At 64.4% G+C, this 11,684-nt stretch carries 4 protein-coding genes; 3 read left to right on the top strand and 1 reads right to left on the bottom strand.

What is annotated here, in order from left to right; translation table 11 throughout:
• The 3 genes from ENZ74_RS08345 to ENZ74_RS08355 form a co-directional block, all read left to right on the top strand.
• A partial coding sequence (locus tag ENZ74_RS08345) for a glucoamylase family protein (RefSeq protein ID WP_127312727.1) occupies positions 1 to 7,865 on the top strand: 7,865 nt, incomplete at its 5' end.
• 512 nt (positions 7,866 to 8,377) lie between these two features.
• A complete protein-coding gene (locus tag ENZ74_RS08350) occupies positions 8,378 to 10,159 on the top strand; it encodes a glucan ABC transporter ATP-binding protein/ permease (RefSeq protein ID WP_013532297.1) in 1,782 nt (593 codons plus the stop codon).
• Between the two features lie 107 nt (positions 10,160 to 10,266).
• Complete coding sequence (locus ENZ74_RS08355) at positions 10,267 to 11,043, top strand: heme ABC transporter permease (RefSeq protein ID WP_027162453.1); 777 nt, start codon at positions 10,267 to 10,269, stop codon at positions 11,041 to 11,043.
• A gap of 21 nt (positions 11,044 to 11,064) precedes the next feature.
• Here the strand turns inward: ENZ74_RS08355 and ENZ74_RS08360 are convergent.
• A partial coding sequence (locus ENZ74_RS08360; RefSeq protein WP_206522267.1) for an alanine racemase occupies positions 11,065 to 11,684 on the bottom strand: 620 nt, incomplete at its 5' end.

An 11,684-nucleotide genomic window follows, 5' to 3' on the forward strand; every position in this document is an offset into this window, starting at 1 on the left:
TCTATCGCCTGCGCGATGGCTCGCAGAATGCCGGCAAGGCTCTGGAATGGCTGGAAGGCGAGCTCGAAAAGACCGGCTCCGATGCCGAGGAAATCATCATTTCCGAACATCACACGTTGTCCAGCGGCAATGTGACGACGGGCAACATCATTCGTGGCCTGCGCCTCATCAACGACGTCGATTGGACCGTGTGGTTCGAAGGCGTCAGCCGCATCGACACCGTGCTGCGCGAGCGTACCGATTTCGCCGCGCTCGACTTCTTCTCGCGCGACCAGTACCGGACCGCGATCGAGGAATTGGCGCGCCGCTCGAACCTTTCGGAATATCGCGTCGCCGAGAAGGCCATCGAGCTGGCCGGCCACGCCGCCAGCGATGGCGACGGCGACGTCGTTTTAACCGGGTCCGCCCACACCGATGTCGGCTTCTTTCTCGTCGGCCCACGCCGGCTCGAGCTGGAGAAGGCGATCGGCTATCGACCCACCATCAGCCAGACAGTCAAGCGTGCCTTCCGCAAGACCGGCTGGCTCGGCATCGTCGTACCGGTGTTTGCGCTGACGGCGCTGCTTCTCGTCCTCTCAGGCAACGCGCTTGCCAATCTCGGCCTGTCGGTGCCCTCGATCGTCCTCATGCTGGCGCTTTTTGCCGTGCCGGCCAGCGAGGGCGCGCTCGCCTTCTTCAACACGGTCGTTTCGCTGTTCCTGAAACCGACGCGCCTCGTCGGCTACGATTACCGGCACGGCGTGCCGCCCGAGGCGCGCACGCTGGTGGTGGTTCCGTCGCTGATCGGCTCGCGCGACGATGTCGAGGAAAACATCCGCAATATCGAGGTGCATCATCTCGCCAACACGGCCGATGAAATCCATTTCGCGCTGCTGTCGGACTGGCCGGACTCGAAGACCGAGATCGATGCTGCCGACACCGAAATCCTCGAATTCGCGCGTGCCGAGATCGCTCGTCTCAACGCACGCTATCCCTCCGAAGGCGCGCCGCGCTTCTATATCCTGCACCGGCGCCGGCTCTTCAATGCGGCGCAAGGGTCGTGGATGGGCTGGGAGCGCAAGCGCGGCAAGCTGCATGAACTCGACCTTCTGCTGCGCGGCGACAGCGACACCACGTTCCTGCCGCTCGACGTGCCGCTGCCGGAGAACGTCGTCCACGTGATGACGCTCGATGCCGACACGCGCACCACCCGTGACGCGGTCGCCACCCTCGTAGGCAAGCTCTGCCACCCGCTCAACCGGCCGCATTTCGATGCCAGCAAGCGCGTCGTCACCGCCGGCTACGCGATCCTGCAGCCGCGCATCACCGCGTCGCTGACATCAGGCGATGATGCGTCGTTCTTCCAGCGGGTGTTCTCGGCCAATCGCGGCCTCGACCCTTATGTCTTTGCCGTGTCAGATCTCTATCAGGACGTTTTCGGCGACGGGTCCTTCACCGGCAAGGGCCTCTATCACGTCGACGCCTTCGAGGCCGCCCTGCAGGGCCGCATCGAGGAAAACACCATCCTCAGCCACGATCTGCTGGAAGGCGCGCTGGCGCGCTCGGCGCTGGTCACCGACGTCGAACTGGTCGAGGACTATCCGACCCGCTACTCGGTCGACGCCTCGCGCCACCATCGCTGGGCACGCGGCGACTGGCAGTTGCTCGGCTTCATGCTCGATCCGCGCTCCGGCGTGCCGGCGCTGTCGCGCTGGAAGATGATCGACAATCTGCGCCGCTCGCTGACGCCGATCTTCTGGGTGATGGCGGCGATTGCCGGCTGGACGCTGCTGCCCTTCACGCAGGCCGCGCAATGGCAGGCCCTGCTGATCCTCAGCCTGTTCATGGCGCCGACATTCGACATCGTCAACGCCATCCTGCCCAAGAGCGGCGACCAGACGCCACGCGGCCATTTCTCGGCCCTGGCACGCGACGTCGCCTTCGGCACCGCCATGGTGGCGCTGAAGATCGTCCTGATGGCGCACAACGCCTGGATGATGGGCGATGCCATCGTGCGCACGCTCTATCGGTTGTTCGTCAGCCGCCAGAACCTTTTGGAATGGCGCACCGCCTCGCAGGCGCACAAGGCGGGCGACAACGATGTCGGTTCCTATTACGGCATGATGTATGGCGCCGTGATCATCGGCTTCGTCGGCCTTGCCATTCCGGTGCTGGCCGATTCGACCGGCGCCTTCGTTGCCTTCTTCTTCGCGCTGTTCTGGATTGGCTCGCCCGCCATCGCCAGCTGGATCAGCCGTTCGGCTGAAACCGAGGATCGCTTGCGCATATCGCAGGCCGATATCCATACGTTGCGCACGGTGGCGCGGCGCACATGGCATTATTTCGAAAGCTTCGTGACGGCAGAGCATCACCATCTGCCGCCCGACAATTTCCAGGAAAGCCCGGCACCGGTGGTGGCGCCTCGTACTTCGCCGACCAATATCGGCGTCTACCTGCTGTCCGTCGTTTCCGCCCGCGACTTCGGATGGATCAGCCTGTCCGACGCCATCACCCGCATCGACGCCACCATGGCCACGATCGAGGGCATGCCGCGTGAGCGCGGTCACCTCTTCAACTGGTACGACACCACGACACTGAAGCCGCTCTATCCGCTCTACATCTCGGCTGTCGACAGCGGCAATCTCGCCGGCCATCTGGTGGCGGTGGCGGCGGCCTGCGCCGAATGGGCCGAGGCGCCCTCCGTGCACCTCCAGGGCGATTTCGAAGGCATTCTCGACACGGTCACCATCCTCAGCGAAAGCCTCGATGATCTGCCCGACGACCGCCGTCAGTTGCGCCCGCTGCGCCAGCGCCTCGCCGACCGTCTCGACGGCATGCGGCGCGCTGTCGACACCATCAAGGCGCAGCCCGAAATGGCGTCGATCCGCACCATCAACCTGGCCGTGCTGGCCGGCGAGATCCGCAAATTGGCCACCGCCATCCATACCGAGGCGGTGTCGCCCCAAAGCGACGTCATCGTCGACTGGGCGGCAAGGCTGGAAGCCACCTGCGAAGCGCACGTCCATGACGCGCACAGCGACGACAATGCCGTCGAGGCGCTGCGTGCCAAGCTGCTCACCTTACGCGAGCGCACCCGCCGCTATGCCTTCGAGATGGATTTCTCCTTCCTGATGCGGCCGGAGCGCAAGCTGCTGTCGATCGGCTACCGGGTCGAGGAACACCAGCTCGACGAAAGCTGCTACGACCTTCTGGCTTCCGAAGCACGGCTGACCAGCCTGTTCGCCATCGCCAAGGGCGATCTGCCGACCGAGCACTGGTTCAGGCTTGGCCGGCCGATCGTCGAAATCGGTTTCCAGGGCGCGCTGATGTCCTGGTCCGGCTCGATGTTCGAATATCTGATGCCGCCGCTGGTCATGAAGGAGCCGCAGGGCTCGATCCTCAACCAGACCAGCAAGCTGATCATCAAGCGCCAGATCCAGTATGGCCGCCAGAAGAACGTGCCGTGGGGCATTTCGGAGGCCGCCTACAATGCCCGCGACCGCGAACTGACCTATCAATATACCAATTTCGGCGTTCCAGGCCTCGGGCTGAAGCGCGGTCTTGGCCAGAACACGGTGATCGCGCCTTACGCCACCATACTGGCGGCCCAGTTCAATCCGCGTGAAGCCGTGCTGAATCTCGCCCGATTGCGGGAGATCGGGGCGCTCGGCCGCCACGGCTACTACGATGCCGTCGACTTCACGCCACAGCGCGTGCCGGAAGGCACGGACCATGTCGTCGTCCAGAATTATATGGCCCACCATTCGGGCATGTCGATCGCGGCGGTTGCCGACGCCATCTTCGAAGGTCGCATGCGCGACCGCTTCCACAGCGATCCGGTCATCGAATCGGCCGAACTCTTGCTGCAGGAGAGGGCGCCGCGCGACATCCCGACAGCGACCGTCAGGACCGAGGCCGACGAACGCTCCAAGGACGAGACCGAAGTCGACAGCCCCGACACCCGCATCGTGCTCAATCCGCTGCAGTCGCTGCGGTCGACCAACGTCATGTCGAACGGCCGCTATTCGGTGATGGTCAGCGCGACCGGCTCGGGCTACAGCCGCTGGGGCGATCTCTCCGTCACCCGCTGGCAGCCGGATCCGACCGAGGACCGGCTCGGCTCCTACATCTTCCTGCGTGACGCCGGCACCGGCGACTGGTGGTCGGCTACAGCCGAACCGAAGCGAGCCGCCGAGGAAAAGGCGCAGACCTTGTTCTCCGACGACAAGGCGAGCTTCGTCAAATCGGTGGGCACCTTGCGCTCCGAGGTCGAATGCATCGTCATCTCGGAAGGCAATGGCGAGGGCCGTCGGGTCACGCTCTACAATGACGGTCCGTCCGACCGTCACATCGAAGTGACCTCCTTTGCCGAGCTGGTGCTCGGCCTGGAGGCGTCCGACAACGCGCATCCGGCCTTCTCGAAGATGTTCGTGGAAACCGAAATCTCTGCGAACAACGCGGCGATCTTCGCCACGCGGCGCAAGCGCGAGACCAGCGAGCCCGATATCGCCATGGTGCATTTCGTCACCGATCCGTCCGGATCGGCGCGCGACGCCGAGGCCGAGACCGACAGGCGCGCCTTCATCGGCCGTGGCCGCACCATCGTCGACGCAGCCGCTTTCGACCCGGGCGCCAGGCTGGGCGGCCACTCAGGCTTTACGCTCGATCCCGTCGCCTCGCTGCGCCGCCAGGTGCGCGTGCCGGCCAACAAGAAGATATCGCTGACCTTCTGGACGGTTGTCGGCGCCGGCCGTGCCGAACTGGACGAAGCCATCGCCCGCCTCGACCATCCGGAGAGCTTTGCCCGCCAGGCCATGCTTGCCTGGACCCGCAGCCAGGTGCAGACCCGCCATATGGGCCTCAGCCTGACCGATGCCGCCAATGTGCAGAAGCTGGCGCGCTATCTGATCTATCCGGATCCGTTCCTGCGTCTTCCCGCCGAATCCATCGCCTCGGGGCTGGGCAAGCAGTCGAGCCTGTGGCCGACAAGCATTTCCGGCGATTTCCCGATCTTCCTGGTCAGGATCGGCGATGTCGCCGATCTCGAAATCGTCGCCCAGGCGCTGCGGTTCCAGGAATATATGCGCACCCGCGGCATGATGATCGACTTCGTCGTCGTCAACGAGCAGGCGTCCTCCTATGTCCAGGACCTGCAGCGGGCGGTCGAGACGCTGTGCGAAAACAGCCGTCTGCGCGGCAAGGAGCTCGGGCCGCGCCAGCACATTTTCGCGGTGCGCCGCGATCTTATGGACGAGACCACCTACAAGACGCTGCTCGCCGTCGCCCGCGTCGTCCTGCACACGCGCAACGGCACCATCTTCGACCAGATCGAGCGCGCCGAGGCGGCGGCCCTGCAGGCGCGGGATGCTCTGGCAACGTTGCCGATTCCGCGTGAATTGCCGTCGCCGACACCCACGACGCATACTCCTGCCTCGCAGGCGGTGGCCAATGTCAGCGCCGATGGCAGCGGACTCAGCCAATGGAACGGCTTTGGCGGTTTCGACGGCGACGGACGGCACTATGTCGTGCGCCTGGCCGGGCGGCGCACGACGCCGCAGCCGTGGATCAACGTCGTCTCCAACGCCTCGTTCGGGTTCCACACCTCCGCCGAGGGCGCAGCCTTCACCTGGAGCCGAAACAGCCGCGACTACCAATTGACGCCGTGGTCGAATGATCCGGTCTCGAACCGCCCGGGCGAGGGCCTCTATATCTACGATCAGGCCAGCGGCAAGGCATTCTCGCCGCTCGCCGCCATGGTGCGCGATCCCTCGATGACCTACGAGGCCTGGCACGGCCAGGGTTTCTCGACCTTCCGCTCGAAGCGCGGACCGTTGTCGATGGACCTTACCCATGTCGTCGATCCGGTCGATTCCCTGAAAATCTCGCGGCTGCGCATCCAGAATTCCGGCTCGGTGCCGGCGCGGCTGCGTGTCTATGCCTATGCCGAATGGGTGCTCGGCGGGCATCGGTCGCGCACTGCGGCAACCATCGTCCCGTCGCGGGATGCCGCCAGTGGGGCGCTGCTCGCACAAAACCCCTACGGGCTGGATTTCGGCGAGCGGGTTGCGTTCCTGGCGGCCGACGGCGGCGTCCATTCGGTGACGACAGACCGATCGGAGTTCCTGGGCCGGCATGGCTCCAGCGAGCTACCGCAGGCGGTGCTGAGCGGTGCGGCGCTGTCTGGCCGTGTCGAGGCCGGCGACGATCCGTGCGCGGCGATTGCCCGCGACGTCGAGATCCCGGCAGGCGGCGACGTGACGCTGCTCTGGCTGCTCGGCGACGCCGAGTCGGTCGAGGAGGCGAGCGCGCTGGTGCAGGAGCATCGGGCCAAGGACTTCGACCAGCGATTGGCCGACAATGAGCGCGAATGGCGCGGCTTCCTCGACACCATCCAGGTCGAGACGCCCGACAAGGCGCTCGACGCCATGGTCAACCACTGGCTTCCCTATCAAAGCCTGGCCTGCCGCATCCGCGCCCGCTCGGCCTTTTATCAGGCCAGCGGCGCCTTCGGCTTCCGCGACCAGTTGCAGGATACGCTGGCGCTGCTGGCACATGACCCGCAGCTGGCGCGCGACCAGATCCTCAACGCGGCGCGGCGGCAGTTCCCCGAAGGCGACGTGCAGCACTGGTGGCTGCCGCGCACGGGTGCTGGCGTACGCACGTTGATCTCCGACGACGTGGTCTGGCTTGCCCACGCTACGGCGCGCTATTTGCTGGTCACCGGCGATGCCTCCATCCTCAAGGAGCAATTGGCCTTCATCGATGGACAGCCGCTGGGCGAGGGCGAGCACGATGCCTTCTTCACCCCGGAAATCTCGAAGAAGACAGCGACGCTCTACGACCATTGCGCGCGTGCGCTCGATCTCGCCATCAAGCGCAGCAGCCCCGCGGGCCTGCCGCTGATCCTCGGCGGCGACTGGAACGACGGCATGAACCGCGTCGGCGAGCACGGCAAGGGCGAGAGCGTCTGGCTCGGCTGGTTCCTGCTGAAGACGCTGGGCGATTTCGCGCCCGTCGCCAAGACCGAGGGTGATGCCAAGCGAGCACAGGCCTGGGCAAAGCATGCCGATGTTCTGAAGCGGGCGCTTGAGAGCACCGCATGGGACGGCGAATGGTACCGGCGCGGCAGTTTCGACGACGGCACGCCTTTGGGGTCTCGCAACTCGCAGGAGTGCAAGATCGACTCGATCGCCCAGTCCTGGAGCGTGCTTTCGGGAGAGGGCGACCCGGCACGGTCGACCACCGCCATGGAGCAAGCAACGAAGCTGCTCGTCGACGACAAGCTGAAGATCGTCAAGCTGTTCACGCCGCCATTCTCGAAGACGGAAAAGGACCCCGGTTACATCAAGAGCTATCCGCCTGGCGTGCGCGAGAATGGCGGCCAGTACACCCACGCCGCCACATGGTTCGTCATCGCGCTTGCCGAGATGGGGCAGGTCGACGAGGCTTATCGTTGTTTCTCGATGCTGAATCCCGTCAACCACGCGACCGACGAGGCCACGGCCGAGCACTATCGAGTCGAGCCCTATGTCGTGGCGGCCGACATCTATGCCGGGGACGACAATGCCGGCAACGGCAAGGGCGGCCGTGGCGGCTGGACCTGGTACACCGGCTCTGCCGGCTGGCTCTACAGGGCTGCGGTCGAAGGCATTCTGGGCATCGAACGGCGCGGCAAGCGTGTCCAGTTCAAGCCGAAGCTGCCAAGCCACTGGGATGGGTACTCGGCAAATCTCAAAATGCTGGGGGCGGAACTCAAGGTTCGTGTCATCCGCGACAATAAGGCCAAGGCCGTGTCGCTGGAGGTGAATGGGGCAAAGACCAAGGCTTCGGCAGTCGAGCTGAAGGACGGCGAAGTTGCCGAGGTTGTCGTCAGGATTCCGGCCTGAGGCCTGTTGCCCAAAAAGCATGCGCTCGGGGCTGAGGCCCCGACCGCGACTTTTGTCACGCCAGGCGGGATGAGAGGCCCCATCCCGCCTGGCGTTGCCGTCTGCCGTTGACGGGCATCCCGCCGAGAAGTCTATGAAATCAAAGGCTTGAGGCGTCCCATAGGAGTAGCCGCGAGCGGTGAGGGTTTGGCCACCCTTCGCCTGGAAGGGCATCCTGCAGCTTTGTTTTGCTTTATACTTCGCGAAAGGCGATTTCGGCCTCAGTCATCCGCCCGACATTGTTGCTGATTAAAATTATGGCAGCACGTGCCAACTGCCATGATTTCGCCGCATGCCTGACATTTTACCTGTCTTCTCAAACCGTTAGGTGATCACGGCAGATTTCGGAACGTCGCCATCTTTTGTTCGCTCTAAGGGAACTGAAGGGGTACACGGCCATTGTTTTGCGACGTATCAACCGGTACGAATAAAATGATGCAGTGCACAATAAACAGCGTGGCGGAGTAACTGGGGTGACCCTTCTGCAAATCTACTGGCGAGCTCTCGGTTATCTGGCCGCGGACAGGAAACGCGTTGCGTTGATCTGTTCGGCCAACGTGGCTCTCGCCATCGTAGCGCTTCTCGAGCCGATTATGTTCGGTCGCGTCATCGGCGCCATCTCCGAGCGTGGCTCTGTCTTCACCACCCTGGTCATGTGGGCCGGTCTCGGCGCCTTCAACATCGTTGCCTTCGTCATGGTGGCGCGCGGCGCTGACCGCTTTGCCCACGCGCGGCGCAGCGAAGTGCTTTGCGAGTCGTTCGAGCGCGTGATCACCATGCCGCTCGCCTGGCACCATCAGCACGGCACCTCCAATGCGCTGCACACGATGCTGCGTGCCGTCGAAACCCTGTTCAGCCTTTGGCTCGAATTCATGCGCCAGCATCTGTCCACGGCTGTCGCCCTCGTACTGCTGGTTCCGACCGCGATCAGCATGGACCTGCGCATGTCGCTGGTGCTGCTTGGCCTCGGGCTGCTCTATGTCGGCATCGGCCGGATGGTCATGCGCCGCACCAAGGCGGGCCAGGCTGCGGTCGAGCGCCACTACCACAAGGTGTTCGCGCATGTGACCGACTCGGTCAGCAACGTTGCGGTGCTGCAGAGCTACAATCGCCTCGGCCACGAGGCCGATACGCTGCGCCGCTACGTCAAGAACCTGCTCGACGCGCAGAACCCTGTGCTCGACTGGTGGGCGCTGGCCAATGCCTTGCACCGTCTGTCATCGGCAATCTCGATGCTGATCGTGTTGTCGATCGGCTCCTATCTCGTGACTCATGGTCAGTTGGGTGTCGGCGACGTCATTGCCTTCACCGGTTTTGCCACGATGCTGATCGCTCGCCTCGACCAGATGTCGGCTTTCGCCAACCAGATTTCCGAGGCCCGTGCCAAGCTCGAGGATTTCTACCATCTCGAGGACTCCGCGGCTGATTCCGCCGAGCCGGACGGCTTGCGCGATCTTTCCAACGTCACCGGCCATGTGCGCTTCGAGAATGTCGGCTTTGAATTCGCCAATTCCGGCCAAGGCATCGACGACGTGTCCTTCGAGGTGCAGGCGGGCCAGACCGTCGCCATCGTGGGCCCGACGGGTGCCGGCAAGACCACGCTCATCAACCTGCTGCAGCGTGTCTTCTCGCCGTCCCATGGCCGTATCCTGATCGACGGCATCGACACCCGCACCGTGACCCGCAAGTCGGTGCGCCATTCGATCGCCACGGTGTTCCAGGATGCCGGCCTGCTCAACCGCTCGATCGAGGACAACATCCGTGTCGGCCGCGCCGATGCAAGCAATGACGAGATCCATGCCGCCGCCAATGCGGCTGCCGCACAGGACTTCATCCTGTCCAAGAGCAATGGCTACGACACGGTGGTTGGCGAACGTGGCGGCCAGCTGTCGGGCGGCGAACGTCAGCGCATCGCCATTGCCCGTGCCGTGCTGAAGGACGCACCGATCCTGGTGCTCGACGAGGCGACCAGCGCGCTCGACGTCGAGACCGAGGACCGCGTCAAGGAAGCGATCGACGAACTGCGCCGCGACCGCACCACCTTCATCATCGCCCACCGCCTGACCACCGTTCGCGACGCCGATCTGGTCGTGTTCATGGACAAGGGCAGGGTGGTCGAGATGGGCGGCTTCACCGAGCTGTCGCTGCGCAATGGCCGCTTTGCCAGCCTGCTGCGCGCTGGCGGCCTGCTCAACGACGAGGAGGTCCGCCGCCTCAGCCGCACCGTGCTGCAACAGCAGGAAGCGGCCGCCTGATCAGGCACGTCTCTGCTTTCTCCCACAGGGGAGAAGGCAAAGCGCTGCAGCCCTGCGACACCACCGCTCGATTGCCCCGAACGCCGCGGCGGTTTATGTAGAACCGCATGAGCGACACGACTTCACGCCTGACAAGCTGGATGGATCTCGCCAACCCGACGCGCTTCGTCGGGCTGGCGGACAAGGTCGTGCCATGGCTGGCCACGATCGCCGCACTGATCCTCGCAGTCGGGCTCTATATGAGCTTTGCCGCGCCTGAGGATTTCCAGCAAGGCATCACCGTCCGCATCATGTACATCCACGTGCCTTTCGCCTGGCTGGCCATGATGTGCTACACGCTGATGGCGGTCTCGGCGCTCGGCACGCTCGTCTGGCGGCATCCGCTGGCCGATGTCGCGCTGAAATCAGCCGCACCCATCGGTGCGGTCTTCACCGCGCTGGCGCTGATCACCGGTTCGATCTGGGGCAAGCCGATGTGGGGCACCTGGTGGGTCTGGGATGCGCGGCTGACTTCGGTCTTCGTGCTGTTCCTGATGTATCTCGGCATCATCGCGCTGACCCGTGCGCTCGACGATGCCAGCCGCGCCGCCTGGGCCGCCGCCATCATCACGCTGGTCGGCTTCATCAACATCCCGATCATCAAATTCTCGGTCGACTGGTGGAACACGCTGCATCAGCCGGCCTCGGTGTTCCGCATGGGCGGCTCCACCATCGACCCCAGCCTGCTGTGGCCGCTTCTGGTGATGGCGCTCGGCTTCACCGTGCTGTTCTTCGCGCTGCACCTGATGGCGATGCGCACCGAAATCCGCCGTCGCCGGGTGATTGCCATGCGCAGGGTCGCGGCACGGCAGGCGGAGCGCTCTCCCCCTTCTCCCCTTGTGTGAGAAGGCAAGACGCTTCTTAGTTCACCCCATCCTTCCGCGCGCCGCCACAGGCAGCGTTTCCAGCACTTTGTCGCCGTCGATCAGATTGACCTCGTTGAACAAGTTTGTGACGACGCAGCAATGGTCGGGCACCACACGCACGCGCTCGCCGATGCGCAATTTGCCGTCACCCGAAAGCGTGACGGTGCCGTGCTCCTCGCTCAGGCCCGTCACCCGCGCTCCCGGCACGCCGGGCAACTCGCCGAAATCGGCGAGACCCAGCGTGTCGCTGGACAGCGCCTTGCTGCCGGCATCGAGGATAACGCGCGTCGCGGTGGGATGGCTGACCACCGTCGACAGCACCGTCAGCGCGCAATCGTCGAGCGTGCCGACGCCTTTGGCGACCTGATAGCGGTCGAGATAGATGTAGGTGCCTGGACGATACTCCGTGACAACAGATGTATCGCTGGAGCGCCACATATCCGGCGTGCCGCCGCTGGAGATGCGTTCGCAGGCGAGGCCCGATGCGGCCAGCGCCTGCTTGGCGTCGGCGAGCCAGGCTTCGGCCTCCGCTGCCTTCCCGGCGGCCGGGTAGGTCATCAGTCCTCCGAAGGCGAGGCCACCGGTTCTGTCGATCTGTCTTGCCAGCGCAACCGCTTCAT

Source organism: Mesorhizobium sp. M7A.F.Ca.CA.002.15.2.1, from assembly GCF_003998715.1.
GTDB lineage: Bacteria > Pseudomonadota > Alphaproteobacteria > Rhizobiales > Rhizobiaceae > Mesorhizobium > Mesorhizobium ciceri.